The sequence below is a fragment of the Sphingomonas panaciterrae genome (assembly GCF_036890205.1).
Classification (GTDB): Bacteria; Pseudomonadota; Alphaproteobacteria; order Sphingomonadales; family Sphingomonadaceae; genus Sphingomonas; species Sphingomonas panaciterrae.
Genome location: NZ_JAKNQR010000001.1, coordinates 1,184,046 through 1,210,078, shown reverse-complemented (window position 1 = coordinate 1,210,078; position 26,033 = coordinate 1,184,046). Strand labels below are relative to the sequence as shown.

Here is a 26,033-nt window from a genome sequence, read left to right as displayed (position 1 = left end):
CGCTGGCGCTCGCTCGCCCGCCCCCCTATCTGGCCGGCATCATGACACCCGACAATCCCATCTACGCCGCGGCGGTGTGGATCATTCCGCTGATCATCGCGATCGTCTTTCACGAGGTGGCGCATGGCCTGATGGCGCGTGCGCTCGGCGATCCGACCGCGGCGCAGCTCAACCGGCTGTCGTTCAACCCGATCCGCCATGTCGATCCGATCGGAACCGTGATCCTGCCGCTGGGCCTTGCGCTCGCCAAGGCGCCGGTGTTTGGATGGGCCAAGCCGGTGCCGGTGGATGCGCGGCGGCTGCGCAATCCGCGCTGGGGCATGGTGGCGGTGGCGCTCGCCGGGCCGGGGATGAACTTCCTGCTGGCGGCGGTCGCGGCGATCGCGATCGGCGTGCTTTATGGGCAAATGAGCGGGCCGCCGGAGGGCGTCAGCCAGTTCATCTTCGCCAATCTCGTCAACTTCCTGCTGATCAACATCTTCCTCGCGGTGTTCAACCTGCTGCCGCTGCCGCCGTTTGACGGCGGGCACGTGGTGGAAGGCGTGCTGCCGCGTCGGCTGGCGGTGGAATGGGCGAAGCTGGCGCGTTTCGGCTTTCCGCTGATCATCGTCCTCCTGGTGGTGGTGCCGATGATCTGGCCGAGCGCGAGCATCGTGGGCAAGATCGTCGGCCCGCCCGCCGACTGGCTCGTGCGCCAGTATCTCGCCTTTGCGCAGCTGTTCGCCTGAGGACCCCTGACATGCATGGATGGCTGATCCTCGACAAGCCGCTGGGGCTTGGATCGACTCAGGGCGTGAGCGCGGTGAAGCGGGCGCTGCGCGAGGGCGGATATGGCAAGGCGAAAGTGGGGCACGGCGGCACGCTGGACCCGCTGGCGTCGGGCGTGCTGCCGATCGCGCTGGGCGAGGCGACGAAGCTTGCCGGGCGGATGCTCGACAGCGACAAGGTGTACGACTTCACCATCCGCTTCGGGGAGCAGACCGATACGCTGGATGCAGAGGGGAAGGTGATCGCGACCAGCGATGTGCGCCCGACGCGCGAGGCGCTGGCCGCCGTGCTGGCGGACTTCACCGGGCCGATCGAGCAGATGCCGCCGGCCTTCTCCGCGCTGAAGGTCGACGGGCAGCGTGCCTATGACCTGGCGCGGGCGGGCGAGGAGGTAGTGCTCAAGACCCGGGCGGTGACGGTATTCGCGCTGAGCGTCACCGAGGCGGCCGACGCAGGCGCGCTGGAGGAGGCGACGCTGAGCGCGCATGTCTCCAAGGGCACCTATATCCGCAGCCTCGCGCGGGACATTGCGCTGGCCCTTGGATCGGTGGGGCATGTCACCTATCTCAGAAGGACGAAGGCGGGGCCGTTCGGCCTTTCGCAGGCGATATCGCTGGACAATTTGAGCGAAGCCGCTAAGGGGCGCACCCTTGAACATATTCTCCTGCCGTTGAGGGCGGGGCTGGACGACATCCCGGCTCTACCCCTCACGCCCGACCAGGCAGGGGCGCTCCGCCAGGGGCGTGTTCTGGCCGGGATCGTTGCCGACGATGGCCAGTATTTTGCCTGCCTGCACGATGTGCCGGTAGCGCTGATCGAGGTCCAGGCCCGCGAGGGTCGTGTCGTCCGCGGCTTCAACCTGTAAAGATGTCGAAGGAAAACACATGTCGATCACTGCGGAACGCCGCCAGGAACTCATCAAGGATCACGCCCGCGCCGAAGGCGACACCGGTTCGCCGGAAGTTCAGGTCGCGATCCTGACCGAGCGGATCCGGAACCTGACCGAGCACTTCAAGGGCCACGCCAAGGACAACCATTCGCGTCGCGGCCTGCTGATGATGGTCAACAAGCGTCGTTCGCTTCTCGACTATCTCCGCAAGAAGGACGGGGATCGCTACCTCGCCCTCATCGCGAAGCTCGGTCTTCGCAAGTAATAACGGAAGGGCGCCCTTGCGGCGCCCTTCTCGCATATGCGCTTCGCGTGTGACGCGAGCGTCCAACGCCAGCGGGCAATAAGGCCCGACTGGCACGAGCCAAGACTGGCTCAAGCAGGCCCCGGCTGCATAGGGCGGCCGGAGTGAAGGAAACGAAATGTTCGACAAGAAAACGGTAAGCATCGAGTGGGGCGGCAAGACCCTGACGCTCGAGACGGGCAAGGTTGCCCGCCAGGCCGACGGCGCGGTGATCGCGATGCTCGGCGAGACGGTGGTGCTGTGCGCCGTCACCGCGGCCAAGACGGTCAAGGAAGGGCAGGATTTCTTCCCGCTCACCGTCCACTATCAGGAAAAGTTCTCCGCCGCCGGTCGTATCCCGGGCGGCTTCTTCAAGCGTGAGCGCGGCGCGACCGAGAAGGAGACGCTGGTCTCTCGTCTCATCGATCGCCCGATCCGCCCGCTGTTCCCGGAAGGCTTCTACAACGAGATCAACGCCATCGCTCAGGTGCTGAGCTATGACGGCGAGAACGAGCCGGACATCCTGGCGATGGTTGCGGCGTCGGCCGCGCTCACCATCTCGGGCGTGCCGTTCATGGGCCCGATCGGCGCCGCGCGCGTCGGTTATGTCGATGGCGAGTATATCCTGAACCCGACCGACAAGCAGGTCGAAGAGGGTCAGCTCGACCTGGTCGTCGCCGCCACCTACGACGCGGTGATGATGGTCGAATCCGAAGCCAAGGAGCTGTCGGAAGAGATCATGCTGGGCGCCGTGCTGTTCGCGCACGACGCCTGCCGCGAGGTCGTCAAGGCGATCGTCAAGCTCGCCGAGCAGGCCGCCAAGGATCCGTGGGAGCTGGCGCCGGTCGACGACAAGTCGGCGACGCTCAAGAAGCTCGAGAAGGCGATCGGCAAGGATATCGCCGCCGCCTACAAGCTGACCGACAAGCAGCAGCGCCAGAATGCGCTGAACGAGGCGCGCGCCAAGGCGCGTGAGGCATTCGCTGACCTGAAGGAAAGCGATCCCGCCCAGTATCTCGGCACGCTGAAGCTGGTGAAGAAGCTGGAGGCGAACATCGTCCGTCAGGCAATCCTGAAGGACGGCAAGCGCATCGACGGCCGCAGCACCACGCAGATCCGCCCGATCGAGGCGGAAACGCACTTCCTGCCGCGCGCGCATGGCTCGGCGCTGTTCACGCGTGGCGAGACGCAGACGATCGCAACCGCGACGCTGGGTACCCGCGATGCGGAGCAGATGATCGACGGCCTGAACGGCCTGTCGTACCAGCACTTCATGCTGCACTATAACTTCCCGCCGTACTCGGTCGGTGAAGTGGGCCGCTTCGGCGCGCCGGGCCGCCGCGAAGTCGGCCATGGCAAGCTGGCGTGGCGTGCGCTGCACCCGGTGCTGCCGACCAAGGAAGAGTTCCCCTACACGATCCGTCTGACCAGCGACATCACCGAGTCCAACGGTTCGTCGTCGATGGCGTCGGTGTGCGGCGGTTCGCTGGCGCTCATGGACGCCGGCGTGCCGATCAAGCGCCCCGTCTCGGGCATCGCGATGGGTCTGATCCTGGAAGGCAAGGATTTCGCGATCCTGTCCGACATCCTGGGTGACGAGGATCACCTCGGCGACATGGACTTCAAGGTGGCCGGCACGTCCGAAGGCATCACCACGATGCAGATGGACATCAAGATCGCCGGCATCACCAAGGAGATCTTCGAGGCGGCGCTGCACCAGGCCAAGGAAGGCCGTGCGCACATCCTGGGCGAGATGAACAAGGCGCTGGGTGAAACCCGCACCGAGCTCAGCGCGCACGCACCGCGCATCGAGACGATCACGGTCGACAAGTCGAAGATCCGCGACATCATCGGCACCGGCGGCAAGGTGATCCGCGAGATCGTCGCCACCACCGGCGCCAAGGTCGACATCGACGACGAGGGCGTGGTGAAGATCAGCTCGTCCGATCACTCGCAGATCGAAGCCGCGATCAACTGGATCAAGGGCATCGTCGAAGAGGCGGAAGTCGGCAAGATCTACACCGGCAAGGTCGTCAACATCGTCGACTTCGGTGCGTTCGTGAACTTCATGGGTGGCAAGGACGGCCTCGTCCACGTCTCCGAAATGAAGAACGAGCGGGTCGAGAAGCCGGGCGACGTCGTGTCCGAAGGCCAGGAAGTGAAGGTCAAGGTCCTCGAGATCGATCCGCGCGGCAAGGTTCGCCTGTCGATGCGTGTCGTGGACCAGGAGACCGGCGCCGAGCTGGAGGACACCCGTCCGGCCCGCGAACCGCGCGAGCCGCGTGGTGACCGTGGTCCGCGTCGCGACGGCGGCGGTGATCGCGGTGGCCGTGGTGGCGACCGCGGCGGCGACCGTGGCGATCGCGGCCCGCGCCGCGACCGTGGCCCGCGTCGTGATCGTCCGGAAGGCGGCAACGGCGGTGGCAACGATGACGGCCCCGCGCCCGAGTTCGCCCCGGCGTTCCTGACGAACGACCGCGATCGCGACTAAGCGATCCGTCGGCTTCGGGTGATACAGGAAGGGCCCCGGCAGTGATGCCGGGGCCCTTTCTCTTTGTCCGTGCGGGCGGATGGCCGGTAAGGGAGCCGCCGCTATCGTCCCCGGTGCCCCAAACGACATCACCCCGGAGCATGGCCCCGGGGTGACGGTAGATCAGCGCTGCTGGCGCGTATCGATGCGGCTGGCGCGTCAGGCGCCAACAGGATGGATCAGGCGGCGGCCTTCACCTTTTCGACCGCCAGCGCCATGCGGTTCGACACCGGCTGGGCGACCTCGCCCGCCAGCTTCAGCGCCGATTCGGTCGAGCGCGAGGCATGCGCCATGAACGCGTCGAACGAGGTGCGCGCGAATTCGTTCTGCAGCTTGAAGAAGTCGGCCGGCGAGGTCACCGAACCGAGCGAGCGGACCGCGCCGGTCGCCTGTTCGTAGGACGACTTCACATAGGCCGCGGCGTCCTGGCCCATCTGCTCCAGGCCCTTCGCAGCGATCTTCGAGGATTCCACGACGGCATCGACATTGTCGCGCTGAAAGACGTGCATGTCCTCGAACGCCTTGGAGCCCTTTTCAAACTGCGTGCGGGCATGGTCGTTGGCCTCGGCAAACAGGGCGCGGGTCTTTTCGGTCATCGCAGAGATCGCGTCGATCATCGTCGGCTCCTTGGCGGTGCACGGCATATCCACAGACATGGTGCATGCTCATCTTATGCTGCACTGCAAAATAAGGGCCGCAGTAGGCTGTTGCAAGGACTTTGTGCGCCGCAGCAAAAGGTCTCTGCTGTTACCTTATCGCGCGCGAACATAACGACCGGGCGCATCGTCAAGCGCCGGCAGCTTGCCTGCGCCGGGGATGCGCGCACCCGCCGCTTCGACCATCGTGTCGTCGTGACCGCGCAGCCAGGCCAGCCAGTCCGGCCACCAGCTGCCCTCATGCTCGGTTGCGCCCGCCACGAATTCGGCGAAGGATCCGGCCGGCGCATCATTCGTCCAGTGACGATATTTGCGCGCCGCGGGCGGGTTGACGACGCCTGCTATGTGCCCCGACCCGGCGAGCACGAAGCGCAACGGGCCGCGGAAGTAGCGGGTGATTTCCCAGACGCTTTCTGCCGGCGCGATATGATCCTCCCGCCCAGCCTGGACGAAGGTGGGCGTTTCCACCTTGGCGAGATCGAGCGGAACGCCGTCGATGGTGATGGCGCCGGGCTTCACCAGCAGATTGTCGCGGTAGAGATCCGCCAGATAGCTGCGGTGCCAGCCGGCCGGCAGGTTGGTGACGTCGCCGTTCCAGTGAAGAAGGTCGAACGGCGTGTATTCTTCCCCCAACAGGTAATTGTTGGTGACGTAATTCCAGACAAGGTCGCGGCTGCGGAGCATGTTGAAGGTCGCCGCCATGTAGCGACCGTCGAGGAACCCTTCGGGCGAAAGCGTGTCGATCCGGTCGAGTAGTTCGTCGGTGATCAGCGCGGAAAGATCGCCTGCGCGAGCGAAATCGACCTGGGCGGTGAAGAAGGTGGCGCTGGCGACCTTGTCCGCCTCGCCGCGCGCGGCGAGCAGCGCGAGCGTCGCGGCCAGCGTGGTGCCCGCCACGCAATAGCCGATGGCGTGGACAGCGGGCACGTCGAGCAGGTCGCGCACGGTGTCGATCGCCTCGACCTGCGCCGCGATGTAGTCGCGCCAGCCAATGTCCTTCATGCTGGCGTCGGCCGACTTCCACGACACCATGAACACGCTGATCCCCTGATCGAGGCACCAGCGGATGAAGCTTTTCTCCGCGGTCAGATCGAGGATGTAGAAGCGGTTGATCCACGGCGGGAAGATGACCAGCGGGGTTTGCAGCACCTGCGGCGTCGTCGGCGCATAGTGGATCAGTTCAAAGAGCGGGGTGCGCAGCACGACCTTGCCGGGGGTGGTGGCGAGGTTGTGGCCGAGCTCGAACGCGCCGAGCGGCGTGTGGGTCATCTGCCCGCGCGCCATGTCGTCGAGCATGTGCTGCAGCCCCTTGCGCAGATTGTCGCCGCGCGTCTGGAGCGTCCGTTCGATCACCTGCGGATTGGTGAAGGCAAAATTGGTCGGGCTGAGCGCGTCGACGAAATTGCGCATCGCGAAGCGGAATTGCGCGCGCTGGCGATCGTCGACGCCCGGCATCGTTTCCACGCTGCGCATGAGCTGTTCGCCGATGAAATCATAGGCCTGGCGCAGCGCGGCGAAGAAGGGGTTTTGCTGCCACGCCGGGGCGGCGAAGCGCTTGTCCTGCGAGGGCTGCTGCTGCTCGGGCGGCAGGGTGGCGGCGATGAATTGCTGCCAGGCGGACAGTCCTTCGGCCCACGGATCGCGCGGGGCGGCGTCAGTGCCAGGGGTCGCCCCTGTGCCCTTTTCCTTGCCGGCATCCAGCGCCGCCACGCTCTGTTCGAGCATCATCTGCTGGGCGCGACCGATCATCGCCGTCCATTGCTGCAGATCGGCCAGGCTTGGCGGCAGGGGACTGTCGGTCATTCATTGCTCTCCGCCCGTCAGCATAGCGTGGCTATGGGCGCGCGAAAGCCCCGCCTGCCTTTCGCCGGGTGCGCGCCCGGTCTATGTTGCGCCGTTCCACCATCGAGGTTCGCATGTCCGAAGAGTTCTACCGCATCAAGCGCCTGCCGCCCTATGTCATCGCCGAGGTGAATGCGATGCGGGCCGCGGCGCGCGCGGCCGGCGAGGACATCATTGACCTTGGCATGGGCAATCCCGACCTGCCGCCGCCGCCGCACGTCATCGACAAGCTGGTCGAGGTGGCGAAGAAGCCCGATGCGCATGGCTATTCGGCGTCCAAGGGCATCCCCGGGCTGCGCCGGGCGCAGGCCAATTACTACGGCCGGCGCTTCGGCGTGGAGGTCGATCCCGAGACCGAAGTCGTCGTGACGATGGGGTCGAAGGAAGGGCTGGCGAGCCTCGCCACCGCGATCACTGCGCCGGGCGACGTGATTCTGGCGCCCAATCCCAGTTATCCCATCCACACCTTTGGCTTCATCATCGCCGGGGCGACGATCCGCGCGGTGCCGACGACGCCGGACGAGCGCTATTTCGAGAGCCTGGAGCGGGCGATGGCGTTCACCGTGCCGCGGCCGAGCATCCTCGTCGTCAATTACCCGTCCAACCCGACGGCGGAGTCGGTCGATCTTGCTTTTTACGAACGGTTGGTCGCCTGGGCGCGCGAGAACCAGGTCTGGATCATCTCCGACCTCGCCTATTCGGAGCTGTATTACGACGGCAACCCGACGCCCTCGATCATGCAGGTGAAGGGCGCGAAGGACGTTGCGATCGAGTTCACCTCGCTCAGCAAGACCTATTCGATGGCCGGCTGGCGGATCGGCTTTGCGGTCGGCAACAAGACGCTGATCGCGGCGATGACGCGGGTGAAATCCTATCTGGATTACGGCGCCTTCACGCCGATCCAGGCGGCGGCGTGCGCCGCGCTCAACGGCCCGCAGGACATCGTCGAGCAGAACCGCAAGCTGTATCACAAGCGCCGCGACGTGATGGTTGAGAGCTTTGGCCGGGCCGGGTGGGGGATCCCAAGCCCCAAGGCGAGCATGTTCGCCTGGGCACCGTTGCCTCCCGCGCTGGCGCATCTGGGGAGCCTGGAATTCTCCAAGCAATTGCTGACCCAGGCCAAGGTCGCGGTCGCGCCGGGCGTCGGCTATGGCGAAAATGGCGAGGGCTATGTGCGCATCGCCATGGTCGAGAACGAGCAGCGGCTGCGCCAGGCGGCGCGCAATGTGAAGAAGTATCTGGCCAGCATGGGTGTGAACGTGCCGGCCCGGAACGCTGGTTGAACCAGCCGCACGGTTCATCGCGGGGGGTGTTCGTTGGACGCCTATAACCCGCTCTATTCGCTCGCCGGCGTGCTGGTGGGGATATTGGTCGGCCTGACCGGCGTCGGTGGCGGATCGCTGATGACGCCGCTGCTGGTGCTGGCGTTCGGCTTCCACCCCGCCACCGCCGTCGGCACCGACCTGCTCTACGCATCGGCGACCAAGACGGTGGGCGGCGCGGTGCACGGCCTGCGCGGAACGGTGGACTGGCGGGTGGTGCGCCGGCTGGCGCTCGGCAGCATTCCCGCAGCGCTGGTGACGCTGCTCGCGCTCAGCCGCATGAGCGTCCATGGCGCGGATACCGGCGGGCGCATCGCGCTGGCGCTGGGCGTGACGCTGGTGGCGACCGCGATCGCCACCTTCTTCCGTGCGCGGATCGTGGCGCGGGTAGAGCCGTTCTTCGAAGGGATGCGGCCGCGCACGCTGGCGCTGCTCACCGTCGGATTAGGCGCAATCCTGGGCGTGCTCGTCTCGCTGACCTCGGTCGGGGCGGGTGCGCTCGGCATGACGGCGCTGCTCGTGCTGTATCCACTGACACCGGTGAACCGGCTGGTCGGATCGGACATTGCCCATGCCGTGCCGCTGACGCTGATCGCCGGGATCGGCCATTGGTGGCTGGGGTCGGTCGACGTGATCCTGCTCGCCTCGCTGCTGGCCGGATCGATCCCGGGTATCGTGATGGGCAGTATCATTGCCTCGCGCGTGACCGACCGGCTGTTGACCCCGATCCTCGCCACCACGCTGGCGGTAGTCGGACTGAAGCTGATATTCTAAGCGCCTGTCGCTTGTGCATCCGCGTTCAAGGACATCGACGTGACTCGTCCCGGTTTCAGTTTTTCCACCAGCTTCAAGGTCCGCTACGCCGAGATTGACGGCCAGCGGGTCGTCTTCAACTCGCGCTATCTCGAATATGCCGATGTTGCGGTGAGCGAATTCTGGGAATGGACCGGGATCGGCGAGGCGCTGAAGGACGCATGGCTCGACATGGAATTCCATGTGCGCCGCGCGACGGTGGACTATCTGAAGCCGCTGATGCTCGGCGACACCGTGGAAGCATCGGTGCGGATCGAGCGGATCGGCAATTCCAGCCTGACCAAGCGGTTCGAGCTGGCCAATCAGGACGGTGATCTGTGCGCGGTGATCGACATGGTCAGCGTCAACGTTCACCTGCCGACCGGCCGCCCGGTGCCGATCGCCACCGACGTGCGCCAGTTCCTGGAAGCGCTGATGGTGGCGCAGCCGGACCGCGTGGCCTAAGGATCGACCATGCTGGAGATGCGCCCCGATTGCGAGCGTTGCGGAACCGATCTTCCCGCCGATGAGGGCGGGGCGTTCATCTGCTCGTTCGAATGTACCTTCTGCGCGGATTGCGCCGATGCGATGGATGAGCGCTGCCCCAATTGCGGGGGTGAGTTGCTCGACCGTCCGGCGCGGGTCGGAGACGCGCTGAAGAAGCATCCCGCATCGACCAGGCGGCATTTCGTGCCGTCCGATGCCAAGCGCTGACGCGCAGTGACGGGCGCAGCGGCGGCGGGGTGGCGATGACCCCGCGTATCCTGATCGTGGCCGGGTCCGATTCGGGCGGCGGCGCGGGCATTCAGGCGGATATCCGCGCCGTCACGATGCTGGGCGGCCATCCCATGACCGCGATCACCGCGATCACCGCGCAGAACACGCTGGGCGTGTCGGGTGTCCACCCGATCCCGCCGGAGATGGTCGCGCAGCAGATGCAGGTGTGCATCGACGACATTGGCGTCGATGCGGTGAAGATCGGCATGATCGGCAGCGCTGCGACCGCGCACGCCATCGCCGATGTGATCGAGACGTTGCGCAACGTGCCGATCGTGTTCGATCCGGTGATGATCGCGAGTTCAGGGGCGGTCCTCGCCGACGATGATACGACGGCGGCGTTCGGGCGGCTGATGCGGCTCGCCACGCTGGTCACGCCCAATTGCCCCGAACTGGTGGCGCTGGGCGGCGAGCAGGCGGTGCTGGCGACCGGAGCGACGCTGCTGGCCAAGGGCGGCCATGCGGAAGGCGATATCATCACCGATCGGCTGATCGGCCCCGACGGCGAGATTGCGCGATGGTCCGGCACACGGATCGAGACGCGGCATACCCATGGCACGGGGTGCACGCTGGCGAGCGCTATCGCGGAAGGTCTGGGTCGCGGGCTGGCGCTGCCGCCGGCGGTCGAGCGTGCGCGGCTGTTCGTTCGCGAGGCGTTGACCAAGGCGCCGGGGCTGGGCGCCGGGCACGGGCCGATGGGGCATCATCTGGTGCGCCCCAAGGACTGGCCGGGCGTCTGACGCGGCATACCGGTTGCCGCGACAGGCCTGCCGCGGCGGTCAGTAGGCGTTCAGCGCATCCTGAAGATGGTCGCGGATCGCCAGCAGGGCGCCCATCGGCACGCTCTTGCCGGCTGGTGTCGGGGCCGCCGCCGCCGCAGGCTCGGCGCTGCCGCCGCGCGTTTCGCTGGCGAGCAGTTTCTGCACTCCCTTCACCGTATAGCCCTCCGTACCCAGCAGGCGCTGGATCCGCTGGACGAGTGCAACATCCGCCGGCCGGTAGTAGCGCCGGTTACCGGCACGTGTGACCGGGCGGAGTTGCGGAAAACGGGTTTCCCAATAGCGCAGGACATGCGGCGCGACGCCGGTCGCGCTGGCGACCTCGCCGATCGTGCGGAACGCGCCCTCAGCCTTTTGGGAGTTGCTCACGCCTGGGCAGCGACGATGCGATCGCGCATCATCTGGCTGGCGCGGAAGGTGAGCACACGGCGCGGTGCAATTGGCACTTCGACCCCAGTCTTGGGATTGCGCCCGATCCGCTCGCCCTTGTCGCGCAGGACGAAGGTGCCAAAGCCGGAGATCTTCACATTCTCCCCGCGGGCAAGCGCGCCGCACAGGGATTCCAGGATCTGCTCGACCAGGCGTGCCGAGTCAGCCCGCGACAGACCTACCTGGCGATGCAGCGATTCCGCCAGATCCGCCCTAGTTAACGTCCCCGCATCACTCATTTGCACTACAACTCCCCACTCCGATTGCTGCAGGTTAGCATCCGCGAGGGCGTGGTGAAAGATTGATGTGGCGGCTTGCCGTGTTTCAGTACCGGACGACGGCGGCGCCCCAGGTGAACCCGCCACCCATCGCTTCCAGCACGACAATCTGCCCGCGCTGGATGCGCCCGTCGCGCACCGCGGCATCGAGCGCCAGCGGCACCGATGCGGCGGAGGTGTTGGCATGCTGATCGACGGTCAGCACGACCTTCTCCGCCGGAAGGCCCAGCTTGCGCGCGGTAGCATCGAGAATGCGGGCATTCGCCTGATGCGGCACGACCCAGTCGACCTGGTCGGCGGTGAGGCCGGCGGTTTCCAGCGATTCCTGCATCACGGTGGCGAGGTTGACGACCGCGTGGCGAAACACCTCGCGTCCCTTCATCCGAAGCTTGCCCACCGTGCCGGTGGTCGACGGGCCGCCATCGACATAGAGCAGTTCGTTGTGCCGCCCGTCGGCGTGCAGCTTCGACGCGAGGATGCCGCGGCCCTCGGGGCCCTCGCTTTCCTGCGCCTCTAGTACGATTGCGCCAGCACCATCGCCGAAAAGAACGCAGGTGGTGCGATCTTCCCAGTCGAGGATTCGGCTGAACGTCTCGGCGCCGATCACCAGCGCGCGGCGGTGGGCGCCGGCGCGGATCATGCTGTCCGCCACCTGCACCGCGTAGAGGAAACCCGAGCAGACGGCGGCGACGTCGAACGCGACGCAATCGTCGATGCCCAGCATCGCCTGCACCTTGGTGGCGCTGGACGGGAAGGTCTGGTCAGGCGTCGCGGTGGCGAGCACGATCAGGTCGATGTCCTGCGCCGACACGTCGGCCGCAGTCAGCGCCGCCTTGGCCGCGTCACGGGCGAGCGTGGCGGTGGTTTCCTCCGGCCCGGCGATGTGGCGGAAGCGGATGCCGGTGCGCTCGACGATCCACTCATCGGTGGTGTCGACCATCTCGGCCAGTTCGGCATTGGACACGCGCCGCGCCGGCAGCGCCGATCCGGTGCCGGTGATAACGCTGCGAATCATGCCGTCTCCCTCTCGAACCGGGTGAGATCATCCGCAATGCGTCGCGCGAGATCCGCCTTCACCATCTTTGCTGCAACGCCAATCGCCGTTGCGACGCCGACCTCGTTGGCGCCGCCGTGGCTCTTCAGCACGAGGCCGTTCAAGCCGAGGAATACGGCGCCATTGTGGTTGTTGGGATCAAGATGGTCGCGCAGCAGCTGCGTCGCCGGCCGCGAGATCAGGAAGCCGATTTTCGAGCGGACCGAGCTGGTGAAGGCGCGCTTCAACAGGTCGGCGACGAATCGGGCGGTGCCCTCGGCGGTCTTGAGCGCGATATTGCCGGAGAAGCCGTCGCACACGATCACGTCATGGTCGCCGCGCGAGAGCCGGTCGCCCTCGATGAAGCCGGTGAACTCCATCGGCAGGTGCGGCGCAGCGCGCAGCGCGGCAGCGGCATCGCGGATCTCCTCGGTGCCCTTCTGATCCTCGCTGCCGATGTTGAGCAGCGCGACGCGCGGATTTTCCAGATCCATGGCCACGCGAGCATAAGCCGCGCCCATGACCGCGAACTGAACGAGGTTCTTGGCCTCGACCTCGGTATTGGCGCCGAGATCCAGCACGACGACGTCATTGGTGCCAAGCGTCGGCAGCAGCGCGGCAAGGGCAGGGCGATCGATGCCCGGCATGGTGCGCAGCGCGAGCTTCGCCATCGCCATCAGGGCGCCGGTGTTGCCCGACGAGACGGCGGCGCCGGCACGACCCTGCTTCACGCAATCGATGGCGATACCCATCGACGTCGTCTTGGCACGGCGCAGCGCCTGGCCGGCCTTTTCGTCGCCGGCGATGACGTCGGGCGCATGCACGATCTCGGCATGCTGGCTGAGGTTCGGATGCTTTTTCAGGCCTTCGCGAATCGCCGATTCGTCACCGACGAGAAGGAATTTCATCCCCTCGAAGCGATGACGCGCGCGTGCGACGCCCGCCAGCATGACCGCCAGCCCCTCGTCGCCGCCCATCGCATCGACGGCGATCCAGGAACTGTCGGCCATGATAAGACGGACTCCGTAAACCTAATCTGCAATGCCGAAGCGGCAGCGGCGCGCGTCCGCGCGCCGTGCCGGCAGCTGAATCAGCCTTCGACCGAAAGGACTTCGCGGCCGTTGTAGTGACCGCATGCCGTGCACAGGTTGTGCGGGCGACGCAGTTCGCCGCAGTTCGGGCATTCCTGGAACGCCTCGACCGACAGAGCGTCGTGTGCGCGGCGCATGCCACGGCGGGAGGGGGAAGTCTTTCGCTTGGGGACGGCCATCGCGGCACCTTGATCTTTTATTGTTCGAAATAAATGCGATTAGCCCGACGACGATCGATGCGAACCGGATCACCGGTCGCACCGGGTAGCCGGGCGCATCGCGAAGCCCCGCGCCTATAGCTGATCGGGCGGCCGTTGCAACCCGAATGGCGCGCTGGCAGGCTTCTCCATCAACGAAAAGGGGGAGGAACCATGGTTCTGCCGGTGACCCTGACGATTGCTGCGGCCTGTGCGGTGATCAACATCTGGCTCGCGATCCGGCTGGTGCGCGGGCGCGTCAGGGGCAAGGTGATGGTCGGCGACGGGGGCGATCCGGGCATGCTGGCAGGGATGCGCGCGCACGCCAATTTCGGCGAATATGCGCCGATCGTCCTCATCCTGATGGCGCTGATCGAGCTGGCGCGCGGATCCCTGGTGGCGCTGTGGGTGATCGGGGTATTGTTCGTGCTGGCGCGGCTGGCGCATCCGCTGGGCATGACACGGGCGGCGCCCAATCCGCTGCGGGCAGGCGGGGCGGTGGTAACGTGGATCGTCACGCTGATCCTCGCCGGATGGGCGCTGGCAATCGCGGTGGAGCGGACCAGCAGCGGCACGATGACGATCGTGCCGGTCGAGGGGGCGCCGCGCGCCTGAGCCGATTCGCGGCGCCGCGGGGGATCAATCCTCGCGGCGGGTTGCGTCCAGATGTCGTTCCAGCCGGGCAGTTTCGGCCTTGATCGCGTCACGTTCGGCCCGGGTGCGGCCGAACGCCAGCCTGTTGGCGGCCGCCTGTTCGGCGGCGGCGGCCCGTACGCGCGCCTTGCGTGCGCGGTTGAGGTTGATCAGGTCGCCCACGTCAATGGCCCCGTCTCAGGGGCGAACCTCGCGCGCGATCGCGTCGAGCAGGCCGTTGACGAAGCCAGCCTCGCGCCGTTCGTAAAAGGCGTGGGCGACATCGACATATTCGCTGATCACCGCGCCCTTCGGCACATCGACACGCGACAGCAGTTCGTAGGTGCCGGCGCGCAGGATCGCCTTCATCGGCTTGTCGAGACGGTCGAGCGTCCAGCCGCTGGCCAGCTTGCTTTCGATCAGGCGGTCGATCTCGCCCGCGCGGGCATGCGCGCCAGTGACGATATCGTCGAAGAAGGCGACATCGGCCTCGGCATATTCGGCGCCCTCGATCGTCGCGCCGATACGGTGGGCGTGAAATTCGTGCAGGAGGGCGGACATGGCAATGCCCTCCATCTCATGCTGATAAAGCGCCTGGGTGGCGGCGAGACGCGCGGCAGCGCGCGCCTTGGTACGAGCAGCGGTACGGGACATGGCGGCGCCCCATACGCGCATAGGCTCGGAACGGCCAGCCCCCGCGGCGTGCGGGGGCGGCGCGGTCAGAGCCGGCGGGCGACCGACTGGGCGTGCGCCGGCAGCCCCTCCGCCTCCGCCAGCGCGACCGTCGCCGGGCCAAGCTTCGCCAGCGCGGCGGCATCGAGCTGGAGGAAGCTGGTGCGCTTCATGAAGTCCGTGACGCCAAGCCCGCTGGCAAAGCGCGCGCGCCGACCGGTGGGGAGAACGTGGTTCGGACCCGCGACATAATCGCCGATCGCCTCCGGCGTGTAGCGCCCGAGGAAAGCGGAGCCGGCGTGGCGCATCATGTCGAACAGCGGCTGCGGATCATCGACGGCGATCTCGACATGTTCGGGCGCGAGCGCATCGACCAGCGGCATCGCCTGTTCGAGCGTGTCGACCAGCACGATCGCGCCATTCGCCTCCCACGCGATCCGTGCGGTGTCGCGTGTCGGGAGCTCGACCAACTGGCGCTCCACGGCCGCTACGACCGAATCGGCGAAGTCGGCCGAATCGGTGAACAGGATCGACTGGGTCGTCACGTCATGTTCGGCCTGGCTGAGCAGGTCGGCGGCGATCCAGTCCGGATCATTGGCCCCATCGGCGACGACGACGATCTCGCTGGGGCCGGCGACCATGTCGATGCCGACCACACCATAGACCTGCCGCTTCGCCTCCGCGACCCAGGCGTTGCCGGGGCCGGTGACGACATCGACGCGGGCGATCCGGTCGGTGCCCCAGGCGAGCGCGGCGATCGCCTGCGCGCCGCCGATCCGCCACACCTCGTCAGCACCGGCGAGATGCGCCGCGGCGAGGACCAGCGGGTTGATCGCGCCCTTGGGCGTCGGCGTCACGACGACGAGCCGCTCCACGCCCGCAACCTTGGCGGGAATGGCGTTCATCAGCAGCGTCGAGGGGTAAGCTGCGCGCCCGCCGGGGACGTAGATGCCGGCGGCATCGACCGGGCGCCAGCGCGCACCGAGTCGCACGCCCGCCTCATCGGTGAAGTCGCTGCCGGCCGGGCGCTGTTTCTCGTGATAGGCGCGGATGCGTGCGGCGGCGAGTTCGAGCGCGTCGCGCAGCACCGGATCGAGCGCGTCGAACGCGGCGGCGCAATCGGCAAGCGGGATCGACCAGCCGCCGTCATCGAGATCATGGCCGTCGAGCTTCTGCGTCAAGGCACGCAGTGCCGCATCGCCTTCTTCACGCACGCTGCGCAGGATGTTGGACACGTCGCGCAAGACATCGGCGTCCGATTCGCGGCGGGCATCGACCAGCGCGGCGAAATCGCGCGTGAAGGACGCGTCGTGGGTGGACAGGCGAATCATGCCGCCTTCGCCTCGGCCACGGCGCGGCGGAACGCCTCCACCAGCGGGACGACGCGGCCGGCGCGCATCTTCATCGCCGCCCGGTTGACGATCAGGCGCGAGGATACCTCGACGATCGTTTCCACCTCGACCAGGCCATTTTCCTTCAGCGTGCGGCCGGAGGAGACGAGGTCGACGATGCGCGGCGCGAGGCCGAGCATCGGGGCAAGCTCCATCGCGCCGTTCAGCTTGATGCACTCGGCCTGGACGCCGCGGCGGGCGAAATGCTCCGCCGTCAGGTGCGGATATTTGGTGGCGACGCGCACATGGCTCCAGCCGCGCGGATCATCGTGCGCGGCCAGTTCTGCCGGCTCGGCGACCGAGAGGCGGCAATAGCCGATGCCGAGATCGACCGGGGCATAAAGCTCCGGGTAAGCAAACTCCCCCAGCACGTCCGAGCCGACGATGCCGAGCTGCGCCGCGCCATGTGCCACGAACGTCGCGACGTCGAAGGCGCGCACGCGAATGAGCGCGATGTCCGGATCCTGGGTCGCGAAACGCAGCGCGCGGCTGTCCTCATCGAAAAAGGCGGCCTCCGGCACGACGCCGGCGCTGGCGAGCAGCGGCTGCACCTCGGCGAGAATACGTCCCTTTGGGACGGCAATAACGAGCGGTTCGGCCATGGGCGCGGCTTTACCAGTGCGCCGCGCAGGCGCAACATCGGCCCACACGCAATATCCTGTGCAAAGGGGAAATCGGGTGGCTGACGAAGCGACGAACCGCGGCGCATTCCTGATCCAGCACCATTATTGCACCACGATGGATGCGCCGATCACGGCGCGCGTGTGCCGGGCACTGACCACCGCGATCACCCGCGACAGCGCCGCGGGACGCCGCGTGCTGGACTGGCCGGGCGAGCCGACCGTTGACGCGCTGCCGCTGCGGCTGGTGGGCGGATTGCATGCGCTGCACCGTGCCGGTGCCGACGCGGGGCTGACGCGGGTGTTTCGCGGCGAGGTGGTGGACGAGGGGGCGGTGGCGGCGATCATCGCGCAAGTGCTGGTGGCGCATGATGCGGCGCTGCTGCCGTGGCTGGACGGGCCGCCGCAGACCAACGAGCCGGGGCGATCGGCGGCGCTGATGACGGGACTGCTTCAGGTCGTGCAGCGCTTCGGCCAGCCGATCGAGCTGCTGGAGATCGGATCGAGCGCCGGGCTGAACCTGCTGATCGGCCGCTATCGTTTCGACCTGGGTGGGACGATCGTAGGGCCGGATGCGTCGCCGGTCACGATCCGGCCCGAGTGGCGCGGGGCGGCGCCGGCGCCCGAAGCGGTGCGCTTTGCGTCGGTGCGGGGGGTCGATATCAACCCGATCGACGTGCGTGATCCGGCGGCGGCGCAGCGGCTGATCGCCTATAGCTGGGTCGATGTGCCCGAGCGTGCCGCCCGGCTGGAGGCAGCGTTCGCGATGTTCGCCGCCGATCCGCCGCGGCTGGACGCCGGCGACGCGGTGGCCTGGATCGAGGAGCGGCTGGCCGAGCCACAACCGCGCGGCGTGACCCGCGTGCTGATGCATTCGGTGGTGTGGCAATATCTGGGGCCGGAGCGGCAGGCGCGGATCCGCGCGGCGATGCTGGCCGCAGCGCAGGCAGCGGATGAGGAGCGGCCGCTCGCCTGGGTGCGGATGGAGCCCACCACACAAAGCGCGGTGCAGGAAGTGTGGGTGCAGGCCTGGCCGGGCGCGGCGACGCCGGTGCGAGTCGCGCAGACCCATGCGCATGGTGCGTGGGTCGCGCCGACCGGCCCCGCCGAGACGCCGGAGGGCGGCGATTTCGTCGAGGGCGGGGAGGGATATTGGGCGAACGAGGCCACGCGCCGCCTGGCCGGGGCGTGACCGCGCCCCCGGCCAGCGACGTGCGCCGTCAGGGGTAGCTGACGGTATTGGGCTGGCCGGGGATCGGGATCCATTCAATCTCGTCGCCCGGCACGACGGGGAATTCGCGTGCCATCCATGCGCGCTTCGCCTCCTGGATGCGTTCGCGCGAGGAGCTGACGAAATTCCACCACACATGGCGCGGGGTGGCAAAGGCGTCGCCCCCCGCCAGCATCGCACGCGCGCCGCTGGCGCTGCGCAATGTCGCGGCGATGCCGGGGCGAAGGACGTAGAGCCGCTGCGGTTCGAGGGCCACGCCCTCCAGCATGGCTTCCCCCTCGACCAGATAGATGGCGCGTTCGTCGGCGGCGGCGTCGATGGGCACGCTGGCGCCGGGGGCGAGCGCGATGTCGGCGTAGATCGTGCCGGCATAGGTGGTGGTCGGCGCACGCTTGCCCCACAGGTCGCCCATGATGACGCGGGCGGTGACGCCGTCGCCCTCGATCACGGGCAGGCCGGCGGCGGGGACATGCTCAAAGGCCGGATCGATTTCCTCCTGTCCGTCGGGCAGCGCGAGCCAGGTCTGGATGCCCGACAGCGCCGGGCCGTCGCGCCGCGCCTCCTCCGGCGAGCGTTCCGAATGGACGATGCCACGCCCGGCGGTCATCAGATTGACCGCGCCGGGGCGGATCACCGTCTGCGTGCCCAGCGAATCGCGGTGGCCGATCGCGCCGTCGAACAGATAGGTGACGGTGGCGAGGTTGATGTGCGGATGCGGGCGCACGTCCATCCCCTCGCCGGGGGGCAGGTGCGCCGGGCCCATCTGATCGAAGAACAGGAACGGCCCCACCATCGTGCGTTCGCGATGCGGCAGGGTGCGGTGGACCTTGAACCCGCCGATATCGTGGGTGGCGGGCAGCAGGGTCAGCTCGATCAGGTCATCACGCGTCATCGGTCGCTTCCAGCAAAAGGAGAAGGTCGTCGGGGAAGATCGTTTCGGGCCAGCCGGCGATCTCGTCGCGGCGGAACCAGCGCCACTGCGTCATCACGCGGCGTTCGAGATCGGTGTGGCCGAAGGTGTCGACCGCGTCCGCATCGACGTTGATGCGGAACCAGCGTTCGTCGGCGGTGACCTCGACCCGTTCGATGGTGAGGAAATCGACCCAGCGTTGCGCCACTTCCGGGCCGGGATCGGCGCGGATGCCGGTTTCCTCGAACAATTCGCGGCGCGCGGCATCGGGGTAGCTTTCGCCCGGATCGCAGGCGCCGCCGGGCGTGCACCAGAAGGGCGCGCGATCATCGGGCGTGAAGCGGAACAGCAGCACGCGCGATTCGCGGTCGACCAGCAGGATGCGCGCGGCGGGGCGAAGCGCGCGGCCGATGCGGGCGGTCGCCGCCTCAGTCACCGTCGAGCTCGGGATAATGGCGGAAGATGCCGGTGGTGTTGAACGGCACGCGACGATCGCTTGCGAGATAGGCGGCGATACCGGGCAGCGCGGCCACCGCATCGCGGATGGCGACGACGCCGGGATAGTCGCGCTCCAGCGCCGCCATGCGCCGCGGGAACATGTAGCGCAGCCCCTCGACCAGCTGGAACAGCGAGGTGTCGGCATAGCTCCAGCGATCGTCGATCAGCCAGACGCCCGGATTGGCCCCGGCCGCCTGTTCGAAATGGTCGAGGAACTTGGGCAGCCGCTCGGTACGAAATTGCTGGGCGGCGCGCGCGGCCTCGGGCTTCTGATCCTCGTAATAGGCGCCGAGCTCCACCGGATGGTGGATGTTGTGCACCTCCGCGACGATGTCGGCGATGGTCAGCTGCAGTTGCAGGATCCAGTGGCGGTCGGCCGGCGCGGTGGGCGCGAGATCGTGCCGATCACCCAGATAGAGGAGGATGTTGGCGACCTGCGCGATGCGGACGCTGTCATGCTCCAGATAGGGCGGGGCGAAGGGCGCGCGATCGCCGGCGGCCATATTTTCCACCAGTGCATCGACCGAACGGGTGCGGGCGCTATCCTCATAGGCGATCCCGGCCGCCTCCAGCGGCAGGCGGACGAATTCGCCGCGACCCTGCAGGCCGGGCCAGTACCAGAGGCGATAGGTCATCGTGGCTCCCCTGGGGCGACCGTCTTCATCGCCAGTGCATGGACGTGATCGCGCAGCAGATCGGCCAGCGCCTGGTTCACCAGCCGCTGCCGCGCGACGCGGGTGAGGCCGGCGAAAGCGGGGCTTTCCACCACCACGCGGAAGTGCGATTCGCCCGAGCCGTCGTCGCCGGCATGGCCGCGATGCTGCGCGCTTTCGTTGATCACGTCGAGGTGCGTCGGGCTGAGCGCGTCGGTCAGACGAGCGGCGATTGCGTGCTGGATCGGGCCGGTGGCAGGCTGGGTCATGCCGCCTATATAGTCCGTTTTGCTGGGGATGTTCTGATTTTGGCGAAGGATCGGCCGAACGCACGGTTTCATGGAAGGATCGAAGGGGACCGGCCGTGCGAGGCGCCGGGCTGCGATGCGGCCGGGGAATTTCGCGCGCCGCCGCTGGACGGGCCAGCGCGCGATGGCCCGCCGCGGTTCCGCTGGTTCTGCCTCGACCATGTCCGCGCGTTCAATTCGAGCTACAATTATTTCGACGGGATGAGCGCGGAGGAAATCCACCATGCGCAGCGGCCGATGGCGGGGTGGGAACGCGAGACTCGCGCCTTCGCCCGTGCCGGTGGCGGCGACCAGGGGCCGCGCTGGGCCGATTTTTCCGACCCGCTGGACGCGATCGGTGCGCGCTATCGCCGCGAACGGGCGCCCGAGCGGAGCGACGGCAAGCCATTGTCGGGGCAGGACCGCGCGAGCCTGAAGGTGCTGGGGCTGGCCCCCGATGCGGACCGCATGGCGCTGCGCAAGCGCTACAGCGAATTGGTGCGCCGTTATCACCCCGACCGAAACGGCGGTGACCGCAGCCATGAAGCAATGCTACAGAAGGTCATCGCGGCCTATCAGCAGTTGCGGCAGGCACCGGCCTTTGCGTGAGGGGCGGGCGGCGCGGGTGCGGGCATGTTCGGCCCTTGCCCTTGATCCAAGGCTTGCCATATTTCGGCGGAAACAATGACCAGCATCCTGACCATGGCAGAACGTCGAGACAATGACGGCGAGGGCACCGGCGTGGGCGTGGCCACCCGCACGCGCGCCAAGATCAAGGAGCCGACGCCGTACCGCGTGCTGATGCTGAACGACGATTATACCCCGATGGAATTCGTCGTTCTATGCCTGCAGCGGTTCTTCCGCATGAACGCGGAGGAGGCGACCCGCGTCATGCTCCACGTCCACCAGAAGGGCGTCGGCGTGTGCGGTACCTTCAGCTATGAAGTGGCGGAGACGAAGGTCGGGCAGGTGATGGATTTCGCCCGCGCCAACCAGCATCCGCTGCAATGCACGCTGGAAAAGGCCTGAGCCTTTTCCCGACGCCGGCGATCAGCCGGCGACGACCCGCCAGCCCAGAGTTTCGCCGGCATGGAACGGCACAACCGACTCGGTATCGTTGCCGATCTGGTCGGGCACCGTCTGGTCGACACGCTCCAGCGTGATCGTCCCTTCGTTCAGCGGCAGGCCGTAGAAGCGCGCCCCATTTTCGCTGACGAACGCCTCGAACCGGTCGAGCGCGCCTTCCTCGTCGAACACGCGGATGTAGCTTTCCAGCGCATAGGGCGCGTTGAAGATGCCGGCGCAGCCGCAGGAGGTTTCCTTCGCGGCGACGACGTGCGGCGCGCTGTCCGTCCCCAGGAAGAACTTGGCCGAGCCTGACACCGCCGCCTTGCGCACGGCGAGGCGATGCTGCTCGCGCTTTGCCACCGGCAGGCAATAAGCATGCGGGCGGATGCCGCCGTCGAAGATCGCGTTGCGGTTGATCAGCAAATGCTGCGGGGTGATCGTCGCGGCGACGGTATCCGGCGCCTCCGCGACATAGTCCGCCGCCTCGCGCGTGGTGATATGTTCCATCACGATCTTGAGCGCGGGAAAATCGTCGACCAGCCGGCGCAGCGTGCGATCGATGAACACCGCCTCACGATCGAAGATGTCGATGTCCTTGTCGGTGACCTCGCCATGGATCAGCAGCGGCATGCCGATCGCCTGCATCCGTTCCAGCACCGGCGCGAGCGCGAAAATGTCGGTCACGCCATGCGCGGAATTGGTCGTGGCGTGCGCGGGATAGAGCTTGCACGCGGTGAACACGCCCTCGGCATGCGCGGCGGCGATCGCGTCGGGATCGGCGCCGTCGGTGAGGTAGCAGGTCATCAGCGGCGTGAAATCGGTTCCCGCGGGCAGCGCGGCCATGATCCGGTCGCGATAGGCGCGCGCGGCGTCGGCGGTGGTCACCGGCGGGGTCAGATTGGGCATGATGATCGCGCGGGCGAACTGCCGCGCGGTGTAGGGCGCGACCAGCTGAAGCATCGCGCCGTCGCGCAGGTGAACGTGCCAGTCGTCGGGGCGGCGGATGGTGAGGCGGTCGGTCATCGGACAATCCGGGAGCTTGGAATAGGGCCGGAACGCCCTAGCTTGTCGGCATGACCAACGCCACCATGCTCACCGATCGCGCCGTCCTACGCCTCAGCGGGGAGGATGTTCGCGGATTCCTGCAGGGGCTGGTGACCAATGATGTCACGGGGCCGCTGCCGGTGTGGACGGCGCTGCTGACCCCGCAAGGCAAGGCATTGTTCGATTTCCTGGTGTGGGCCGATGGCGAGGACCTGCTGCTCGATTGCGAGGGGGAGCAGGCCGACGCGCTGGCCAAGCGGCTGACGCTGTATCGGCTGCGGCGCAAGATCGCGATCGCGCGCGACGATTCGCTGGCGGTGCATTGGGCCGTGGACGGCAGCGAGGGCGTGCCCGACCCGCGGCTCGCCGCGCTGGGGCAGCGGTGGATCGCCGCGCCCGGCGAGGCGGCGGAGGGCTGGCTGGCCCACCGCCTGTCGCTGGGCGTGACCGAGGGGGTCGGCGAGCTGGGCAGCGGCGAGACATTGTGGCTGGAATGCAATGCGCGCGAGCTGAACGGCGTCACTTTCGGCAAGGGATGTTATGTCGGGCAGGAGAATACCGCGCGGATGAATTACCGCTCCAAGGTCAATCGCCGGCTGGTCGTCGCGCCGCTGACCGAAGCGGGGGACCGGACGCGAGCGACCTATCCCGCACTGGGGCTGATGGTGGAGCATCGCCGGGTCGAGTCGCTGGGCGATGCGATCATCCCGCCGTGGCTGGCCGACGCGCTCGCCACGGCACCGGCCGACTGACCGGCAGGTAACGGCTCAGGCGAGGCCGAACGGCACGACGCGGTTGGTCTGGGTATGGCCGACCTCCGCCGGGCCGAGGAACGGCACCCCCATGTCGCGGCACCAGCGGCGGATCATCGTGTCCAGCGTCTCGCCCCAGCGCGGATTATTGTCCTTGATCGCGGTGACGGCGCCGAGGCGCACACCGGCGATGCCACGCAGCTGCGTCGCGTTGGCCATGGTGAACAGCAGCCGGTCGACATTGTAGAGCGGCTCCGCGACTTCCTCGATCAGCAATTCGTGGTCGGTGAGATCGGGCAGCCAGGGCGTGCCGATCAGTGCGCCGAGGATGGCGAGGTTGAAGGCGGCAGCGGGGCGGCGGCCGAGGCCGGGCTCCAGCCCCTGCCGCTCGCCGCGCGCGATCCAGCCGAGCGAGCGGGCGACCGTGGCGTCGCCGCCGCCCGAACTGCGCAGCACGTCGACCGGCATCGGCCCGTGCGCGACCTGGCCGATGCGGCGGGCGTAAAGCGCGGCGAGCATGAAGCCCATGTCCGAATAGCCGACATATTTCTTGCGCCGTGCCGCGTCGTTGAGCTGCGGCATGACGGCGTCGAGGATTCGGTTGGAGCCATAGCCGCCGCGCGCGAACCAGATCGCGGCGAAACCGGGATCATTGGCGAATTCGAGGAAGGCGGCGGCGCGGCGCGCGTCCGGGCCGGCGAAATGACCGTCGCTTTCCCAGCATTGCGGATGGAAGACGAGCTCCACCTCCGGATAGGCGAGCGCGGCATAAGCGGTGAGCGGGGCGACCATGTCGGGGCTGGCGCTGTTCGCGGGCGCGACGATGCCGATCCTCACGCCTGCACCCTTCGTATCGGCCGCAATGTCATGTGCCTCGTCGCCTTCGCCTTGCCCAAGCCCCGCGGCGGCGATAGCCCGCGGCCATGCAGGACGGCAACATCGCAGGAAAACGCTTCTTCTTCGTCGGTGTCGGCGGATCGGGGATGATGCCGCTGGCGATGATCCTCGCCGGGCGCGGCGCGAGCGTTGCGGGATCGGACCGGGGCCTCGACCAGGGGCGGGTGCCGGCCAAGTTCGCCGACCTTGAGGCGAAGGGCGTCGCGCTGTTCCCGCAGGACGGCAGCGGGATTACCTCGACCGAGCAGATCGTCGTCGCCTCCGCCGCGGTCGAGGATACGGTCGCGGACATTGTCGCGGCGACGCGGCTGGGCTGCCCGCGGATGAGCCGTGCCGAGCTCAACGCGGCGCTGTTCAACGCCAGCCGGCTGCCGATCGGGGTGGCGGGGACGAGCGGAAAATCGACGGTTACCGGGATGATCGCGCGGATCCTGCACGATGCGGGGATGGATCCGACGGTGATGAACGGCGCGGTGATGAAGGATTTCGCCGGCGCCGACCGGCCGTTCGCCAGCGCCTTGGTGGGCGAGGGGGCGCCGTACGTCAGCGAGGTGGATGAGAGCGACGGGTCGATCGCGCTCTACACGCCGCGGATCGCGGTGCTGAACAACGTCAGCCTTGACCACAAGTCACTGGAAGAATTGAACAATCTGTTCGGCGACTTCATTGCCAAGGCGGGCCACGCGATCGTCAATGCCGACAATCCCGATGCCGCGGCGCTGGCGATGCGGGTGCCGCGGGAGCGGGTGACGACATTCTCGCTGGGCGGCGAGGCGGATCTGGTGGCGCGCGATGTGGTGGAGGAGCCGTTCGCGGTGTCCTTCACGCTGAACGGTGAAAGCGTCCGCCTGGGTGTTCCGGGGCGGCATAATGTCGCCAACGCGCTGGCCGCTATCGGAGCCGCTTTGGCCGCGGGCGTCACGCTGCCGGCCGCTCTCCGGGGAATTTCGGCCTACACCGGTTTGAAGCGCCGGTTCGACGTCATCGGCACCGCTGACGGGGTCACGGTGATCGATGATTTCGGGCACAACCCTGACAAGATCGCCGCCACGCTTGCCACGCTTCACGCCTTTCCGGGCCGGCTGCTCGTCCTGTTCCAGCCGCATGGCTATGGTCCGTTGAAGACGATGCGGCGCGAACTGGTGCAGACGTTCGTCGACGGGCTGGGCGTCGATGACCTGCTGGTGCTGCCCGACCCGGTCTATCAGGGCGGGACGGTGAGCCGCGAGGTGACCAGCGCCGATATCGCCAATGACATAACGATCAGCGGCGGCAATGCGCGCCATATCGCCGAGCGGGCGGCGGCGGCGGCGCATCTGGTGGCCAATGCCCGGCCGGGTGATCGGATCGTGGTGATGGGCGCGCGCGACGATACGCTGCCGCTGCTCGCCGCGGAGATGCTGACGCAGATCGACAGGCGTGATAAGGTCTCATGATGCGCACGACCAATCCGACCCTGTTCCGCCGCCTGTTCCTGGATCACCCCGCGTCGGTCGGGGAAAGCTATGCCGAGCATTTCGGCGTCGCGACCCGGTTCGGAATGCGGATGCTGGCGGGCGGCGTGGGCGCAGTGATCCACGGCGTGCTGCCGTTCGCGTTCAAGACCACCGGCAGCCGCACGATCGCCGAGCTGCATGCCGAGATGGTCGCCAAGCGCACCGCGAAGCGCGATGCGGAAACGCAGTTGAAGACGGTCGAATATGTGATCTGA

At 67.4% G+C, this 26,033-nt stretch carries 33 protein-coding genes; 16 read left to right on the top strand and 17 right to left on the bottom strand.

Annotation, left to right across the window (positions count from 1 at the left end; all coding sequences use genetic code 11):
• Window positions 1-41 precede the first annotated feature (41 nt).
• From L8F96_RS05940 to pnp, 4 genes are all read left to right on the top strand, one after another.
• Window positions 42-728: a site-2 protease family protein gene (locus tag L8F96_RS05940; RefSeq protein ID WP_046409692.1), complete on the top strand. Its 687-nt coding sequence runs from the start codon at window positions 42-44 to the stop codon at window positions 726-728.
• A gap of 11 nt (window positions 729-739) precedes the next feature.
• Window positions 740-1,633 carry a tRNA pseudouridine(55) synthase TruB gene (gene truB, locus L8F96_RS05935; protein ID WP_334655508.1) on the top strand — a complete coding sequence of 298 codons (894 nt, stop codon included), beginning with the start codon at window positions 740-742 and terminating at the stop codon, window positions 1,631-1,633.
• A gap of 19 nt (window positions 1,634-1,652) precedes the next feature.
• Entirely contained in the window at window positions 1,653-1,922 is a 270-nt protein-coding gene (gene rpsO / locus L8F96_RS05930; protein WP_046409695.1) for a 30S ribosomal protein S15, read from the top strand.
• 157 nt (window positions 1,923-2,079) lie between these two features.
• Entirely contained in the window at window positions 2,080-4,431 is a 2,352-nt protein-coding gene (pnp, locus tag L8F96_RS05925; RefSeq protein ID WP_334655507.1) for a polyribonucleotide nucleotidyltransferase, read from the top strand.
• A gap of 218 nt (window positions 4,432-4,649) precedes the next feature.
• Here pnp and L8F96_RS05920 read toward each other — a convergent pair whose 3' ends face one another.
• A complete protein-coding gene (locus tag L8F96_RS05920) occupies window positions 4,650-5,087 on the bottom strand; it encodes a phasin family protein (RefSeq protein ID WP_168770740.1) in 438 nt (145 codons plus the stop codon).
• A 135-nt stretch (window positions 5,088-5,222) separates the two neighbouring features.
• Complete coding sequence (locus tag L8F96_RS05915) at window positions 5,223-6,929, bottom strand: PHA/PHB synthase family protein (protein WP_334655506.1); 1,707 nt, start codon at window positions 6,927-6,929, stop codon at window positions 5,223-5,225.
• 113 nt (window positions 6,930-7,042) lie between these two features.
• On the opposite strand from L8F96_RS05915, the gene L8F96_RS05910 reads away from it, so the two are divergent.
• From L8F96_RS05910 to thiD, 5 genes are read left to right on the top strand one after another with little or no spacing between them, the layout of a single operon-like run.
• Window positions 7,043-8,251: an LL-diaminopimelate aminotransferase gene (locus tag L8F96_RS05910; protein ID WP_334655505.1), complete on the top strand. Its 1,209-nt coding sequence runs from the start codon at window positions 7,043-7,045 to the stop codon at window positions 8,249-8,251.
• Window positions 8,252-8,284: 33 nt separating this feature from the next.
• Window positions 8,285-9,064, top strand: a complete 780-nt coding sequence (locus L8F96_RS05905) for a sulfite exporter TauE/SafE family protein (RefSeq protein WP_136452147.1) — start codon at window positions 8,285-8,287, stop codon at window positions 9,062-9,064.
• 39 nt (window positions 9,065-9,103) lie between these two features.
• Entirely contained in the window at window positions 9,104-9,547 is a 444-nt protein-coding gene (locus tag L8F96_RS05900) for an acyl-CoA thioesterase (protein ID WP_046409703.1), read from the top strand.
• 9 nt (window positions 9,548-9,556) lie between these two features.
• On the top strand, window positions 9,557-9,796 hold the full coding sequence (locus tag L8F96_RS05895) for a DUF1272 domain-containing protein (protein WP_046409705.1): 240 nt from the start codon (window positions 9,557-9,559) through the stop codon (window positions 9,794-9,796).
• 35 nt (window positions 9,797-9,831) lie between these two features.
• Entirely contained in the window at window positions 9,832-10,599 is a 768-nt protein-coding gene (gene thiD, locus L8F96_RS05890) for a bifunctional hydroxymethylpyrimidine kinase/phosphomethylpyrimidine kinase (RefSeq protein ID WP_334655504.1), read from the top strand.
• Window positions 10,600-10,638: 39 nt separating this feature from the next.
• Here the strand turns inward: thiD and L8F96_RS05885 are convergent, their stop codons facing one another.
• From L8F96_RS05885 to rpmF, 5 genes are all read right to left on the bottom strand, one after another.
• Window positions 10,639-11,007 (bottom strand): MerR family transcriptional regulator, encoded by a 369-nt coding sequence (locus tag L8F96_RS05885; RefSeq protein ID WP_046409708.1) that lies wholly within the window; start codon window positions 11,005-11,007, stop codon window positions 10,639-10,641.
• Window positions 11,004-11,306: an integration host factor subunit alpha gene (locus tag L8F96_RS05880; RefSeq protein ID WP_046409710.1), complete on the bottom strand. Its 303-nt coding sequence runs from the start codon at window positions 11,304-11,306 to the stop codon at window positions 11,004-11,006. Before L8F96_RS05880 ends, L8F96_RS05885 begins: the two co-directional genes overlap by 4 nt.
• A gap of 85 nt (window positions 11,307-11,391) precedes the next feature.
• Complete coding sequence (locus tag L8F96_RS05875) at window positions 11,392-12,360, bottom strand: beta-ketoacyl-ACP synthase III (protein ID WP_046409712.1); 969 nt, start codon at window positions 12,358-12,360, stop codon at window positions 11,392-11,394.
• On the bottom strand, window positions 12,357-13,388 hold the full coding sequence (gene plsX / locus L8F96_RS05870) for a phosphate acyltransferase PlsX (RefSeq protein ID WP_046409714.1): 1,032 nt from the start codon (window positions 13,386-13,388) through the stop codon (window positions 12,357-12,359). Before plsX ends, L8F96_RS05875 begins: the two co-directional genes overlap by 4 nt.
• 80 nt (window positions 13,389-13,468) lie before the next feature.
• Complete coding sequence (gene rpmF, locus L8F96_RS05865) at window positions 13,469-13,648, bottom strand: 50S ribosomal protein L32 (protein ID WP_046409716.1); 180 nt, start codon at window positions 13,646-13,648, stop codon at window positions 13,469-13,471.
• Between the two features lie 192 nt (window positions 13,649-13,840).
• On the opposite strand from rpmF, the gene L8F96_RS05860 reads away from it, so the two are divergent.
• Complete coding sequence (locus tag L8F96_RS05860; protein ID WP_145117970.1) at window positions 13,841-14,281, top strand: MAPEG family protein; 441 nt, start codon at window positions 13,841-13,843, stop codon at window positions 14,279-14,281.
• A gap of 24 nt (window positions 14,282-14,305) precedes the next feature.
• Here the strand turns inward: L8F96_RS05860 and L8F96_RS05855 are convergent, their stop codons facing one another.
• The 4 genes from L8F96_RS05855 to hisG all read right to left on the bottom strand — a co-directional run bounded on the left by L8F96_RS05855 (window position 14,306) and on the right by hisG (window position 16,964).
• Window positions 14,306-14,482, bottom strand: a complete 177-nt coding sequence (locus tag L8F96_RS05855) for a DUF4169 family protein (protein ID WP_125945877.1) — start codon at window positions 14,480-14,482, stop codon at window positions 14,306-14,308.
• A 15-nt stretch (window positions 14,483-14,497) separates the two neighbouring features.
• A complete protein-coding gene (nusB, locus tag L8F96_RS05850) occupies window positions 14,498-14,953 on the bottom strand; it encodes a transcription antitermination factor NusB (RefSeq protein WP_046409984.1) in 456 nt (151 codons plus the stop codon).
• A gap of 65 nt (window positions 14,954-15,018) precedes the next feature.
• Window positions 15,019-16,302, bottom strand: a complete 1,284-nt coding sequence (gene hisD / locus L8F96_RS05845) for a histidinol dehydrogenase (RefSeq protein ID WP_334655503.1) — start codon at window positions 16,300-16,302, stop codon at window positions 15,019-15,021.
• Window positions 16,299-16,964, bottom strand: a complete 666-nt coding sequence (gene hisG, locus L8F96_RS05840; protein WP_136452142.1) for an ATP phosphoribosyltransferase — start codon at window positions 16,962-16,964, stop codon at window positions 16,299-16,301. The genes hisD and hisG overlap by 4 nt, the downstream gene beginning before the upstream one ends.
• A gap of 76 nt (window positions 16,965-17,040) precedes the next feature.
• On the opposite strand from hisG, the gene L8F96_RS05835 reads away from it, so the two are divergent.
• Window positions 17,041-18,174, top strand: a complete 1,134-nt coding sequence (locus L8F96_RS05835; protein ID WP_334655502.1) for a DUF2332 domain-containing protein — start codon at window positions 17,041-17,043, stop codon at window positions 18,172-18,174.
• Between the two features lie 28 nt (window positions 18,175-18,202).
• Here the strand turns inward: L8F96_RS05835 and L8F96_RS05830 are convergent, their stop codons facing one another.
• The 4 genes from L8F96_RS05830 to L8F96_RS05815 are packed head-to-tail and all read right to left on the bottom strand — an operon-like array spanning window position 18,203 to window position 20,543.
• Entirely contained in the window at window positions 18,203-19,105 is a 903-nt protein-coding gene (locus L8F96_RS05830) for a pirin family protein (RefSeq protein ID WP_334655501.1), read from the bottom strand.
• A complete protein-coding gene (locus L8F96_RS05825; RefSeq protein WP_334655500.1) occupies window positions 19,095-19,559 on the bottom strand; it encodes an NUDIX hydrolase in 465 nt (154 codons plus the stop codon). The genes L8F96_RS05830 and L8F96_RS05825 overlap by 11 nt, the downstream gene beginning before the upstream one ends.
• Entirely contained in the window at window positions 19,552-20,256 is a 705-nt protein-coding gene (locus L8F96_RS05820; RefSeq protein WP_334655499.1) for a glutathione S-transferase, read from the bottom strand. Before L8F96_RS05820 ends, L8F96_RS05825 begins: the two co-directional genes overlap by 8 nt.
• Window positions 20,253-20,543 carry a BolA family protein gene (locus L8F96_RS05815; protein WP_046409729.1) on the bottom strand — a complete coding sequence of 97 codons (291 nt, stop codon included), beginning with the start codon at window positions 20,541-20,543 and terminating at the stop codon, window positions 20,253-20,255. Before L8F96_RS05815 ends, L8F96_RS05820 begins: the two co-directional genes overlap by 4 nt.
• A 39-nt stretch (window positions 20,544-20,582) precedes the next feature.
• On the opposite strand from L8F96_RS05815, the gene L8F96_RS05810 reads away from it, so the two are divergent.
• Together L8F96_RS05810 and clpS are read left to right on the top strand one after the other, a co-directional pair.
• Complete coding sequence (locus tag L8F96_RS05810; RefSeq protein WP_417158933.1) at window positions 20,583-21,170, top strand: DnaJ domain-containing protein; 588 nt, start codon at window positions 20,583-20,585, stop codon at window positions 21,168-21,170.
• A gap of 93 nt (window positions 21,171-21,263) precedes the next feature.
• Window positions 21,264-21,590: an ATP-dependent Clp protease adapter ClpS gene (gene clpS, locus L8F96_RS05805; protein WP_046409990.1), complete on the top strand. Its 327-nt coding sequence runs from the start codon at window positions 21,264-21,266 to the stop codon at window positions 21,588-21,590.
• A gap of 21 nt (window positions 21,591-21,611) precedes the next feature.
• On the opposite strand, the gene pyrC is transcribed toward clpS, so the two are convergent.
• A complete protein-coding gene (gene pyrC, locus L8F96_RS05800; protein ID WP_334655498.1) occupies window positions 21,612-22,652 on the bottom strand; it encodes a dihydroorotase in 1,041 nt (346 codons plus the stop codon).
• Between the two features lie 50 nt (window positions 22,653-22,702).
• Here pyrC and ygfZ point away from each other — a divergent pair, with 50 nt between their 5' ends.
• Window positions 22,703-23,425: a CAF17-like 4Fe-4S cluster assembly/insertion protein YgfZ gene (gene ygfZ, locus L8F96_RS05795; protein WP_125945885.1), complete on the top strand. Its 723-nt coding sequence runs from the start codon at window positions 22,703-22,705 to the stop codon at window positions 23,423-23,425.
• A 15-nt stretch (window positions 23,426-23,440) separates the two neighbouring features.
• On the opposite strand, the gene L8F96_RS05790 is transcribed toward ygfZ, so the two are convergent.
• A complete protein-coding gene (locus L8F96_RS05790; protein ID WP_046409735.1) occupies window positions 23,441-24,262 on the bottom strand; it encodes an LD-carboxypeptidase in 822 nt (273 codons plus the stop codon).
• Window positions 24,263-24,348: 86 nt separating this feature from the next.
• Between L8F96_RS05790 and L8F96_RS05785 the strand changes: the two genes are divergently transcribed.
• Complete coding sequence (locus tag L8F96_RS05785) at window positions 24,349-25,758, top strand: glutamate ligase domain-containing protein (protein WP_334655497.1); 1,410 nt, start codon at window positions 24,349-24,351, stop codon at window positions 25,756-25,758.
• Window positions 25,755-26,033 (top strand): DUF6356 family protein, encoded by a 279-nt coding sequence (locus L8F96_RS05780; protein ID WP_334655496.1) that lies wholly within the window; start codon window positions 25,755-25,757, stop codon window positions 26,031-26,033. Before L8F96_RS05785 ends, L8F96_RS05780 begins: the two co-directional genes overlap by 4 nt.

What these genes read in the sequence shown, in the direction of transcription:
- L8F96_RS05830 (WP_334655501.1), bottom strand. Translation starts at nt 19,105, where the DNA reads ATGACGCGTGATGACCTGATCGAGCTGACCCTGCTGCCCGCCACCCAC.
- rpsO (WP_046409695.1), top strand. Translation starts at nt 1,653, where the DNA reads ATGTCGATCACTGCGGAACGCCGCCAGGAACTCATCAAGGATCACGCC.
- rpmF (WP_046409716.1), bottom strand. Translation starts at nt 13,648, where the DNA reads ATGGCCGTCCCCAAGCGAAAGACTTCCCCCTCCCGCCGTGGCATGCGC.
- L8F96_RS05880 (WP_046409710.1), bottom strand. Translation starts at nt 11,306, where the DNA reads ATGAGTGATGCGGGGACGTTAACTAGGGCGGATCTGGCGGAATCGCTG.
- L8F96_RS05940 (WP_046409692.1), top strand. Translation starts at nt 42, where the DNA reads ATGACACCCGACAATCCCATCTACGCCGCGGCGGTGTGGATCATTCCG.
- clpS (WP_046409990.1), top strand. Translation starts at nt 21,264, where the DNA reads ATGGCAGAACGTCGAGACAATGACGGCGAGGGCACCGGCGTGGGCGTG.
- plsX (WP_046409714.1), bottom strand. Translation starts at nt 13,388, where the DNA reads ATGGCCGACAGTTCCTGGATCGCCGTCGATGCGATGGGCGGCGACGAG.
- L8F96_RS05780 (WP_334655496.1), top strand. Translation starts at nt 25,755, where the DNA reads ATGATGCGCACGACCAATCCGACCCTGTTCCGCCGCCTGTTCCTGGAT.
- L8F96_RS05815 (WP_046409729.1), bottom strand. Translation starts at nt 20,543, where the DNA reads ATGACCCAGCCTGCCACCGGCCCGATCCAGCACGCAATCGCCGCTCGT.
- ygfZ (WP_125945885.1), top strand. Translation starts at nt 22,703, where the DNA reads ATGACCAACGCCACCATGCTCACCGATCGCGCCGTCCTACGCCTCAGC.
- nusB (WP_046409984.1), bottom strand. Translation starts at nt 14,953, where the DNA reads ATGTCCCGTACCGCTGCTCGTACCAAGGCGCGCGCTGCCGCGCGTCTC.
- L8F96_RS05895 (WP_046409705.1), top strand. Translation starts at nt 9,557, where the DNA reads ATGCTGGAGATGCGCCCCGATTGCGAGCGTTGCGGAACCGATCTTCCC.
- L8F96_RS05875 (WP_046409712.1), bottom strand. Translation starts at nt 12,360, where the DNA reads ATGATTCGCAGCGTTATCACCGGCACCGGATCGGCGCTGCCGGCGCGG.
- L8F96_RS05915 (WP_334655506.1), bottom strand. Translation starts at nt 6,929, where the DNA reads ATGACCGACAGTCCCCTGCCGCCAAGCCTGGCCGATCTGCAGCAATGG.
- L8F96_RS05860 (WP_145117970.1), top strand. Translation starts at nt 13,841, where the DNA reads ATGGTTCTGCCGGTGACCCTGACGATTGCTGCGGCCTGTGCGGTGATC.
- truB (WP_334655508.1), top strand. Translation starts at nt 740, where the DNA reads ATGCATGGATGGCTGATCCTCGACAAGCCGCTGGGGCTTGGATCGACT.
- L8F96_RS05920 (WP_168770740.1), bottom strand. Translation starts at nt 5,087, where the DNA reads ATGATCGACGCGATCTCTGCGATGACCGAAAAGACCCGCGCCCTGTTT.
- L8F96_RS05910 (WP_334655505.1), top strand. Translation starts at nt 7,043, where the DNA reads ATGTCCGAAGAGTTCTACCGCATCAAGCGCCTGCCGCCCTATGTCATC.
- hisD (WP_334655503.1), bottom strand. Translation starts at nt 16,302, where the DNA reads ATGATTCGCCTGTCCACCCACGACGCGTCCTTCACGCGCGATTTCGCC.
- L8F96_RS05820 (WP_334655499.1), bottom strand. Translation starts at nt 20,256, where the DNA reads ATGACCTATCGCCTCTGGTACTGGCCCGGCCTGCAGGGTCGCGGCGAA.
- pyrC (WP_334655498.1), bottom strand. Translation starts at nt 22,652, where the DNA reads ATGACCGACCGCCTCACCATCCGCCGCCCCGACGACTGGCACGTTCAC.
- hisG (WP_136452142.1), bottom strand. Translation starts at nt 16,964, where the DNA reads ATGGCCGAACCGCTCGTTATTGCCGTCCCAAAGGGACGTATTCTCGCC.
- pnp (WP_334655507.1), top strand. Translation starts at nt 2,080, where the DNA reads ATGTTCGACAAGAAAACGGTAAGCATCGAGTGGGGCGGCAAGACCCTG.
- L8F96_RS05785 (WP_334655497.1), top strand. Translation starts at nt 24,349, where the DNA reads ATGCAGGACGGCAACATCGCAGGAAAACGCTTCTTCTTCGTCGGTGTC.
- thiD (WP_334655504.1), top strand. Translation starts at nt 9,832, where the DNA reads ATGACCCCGCGTATCCTGATCGTGGCCGGGTCCGATTCGGGCGGCGGC.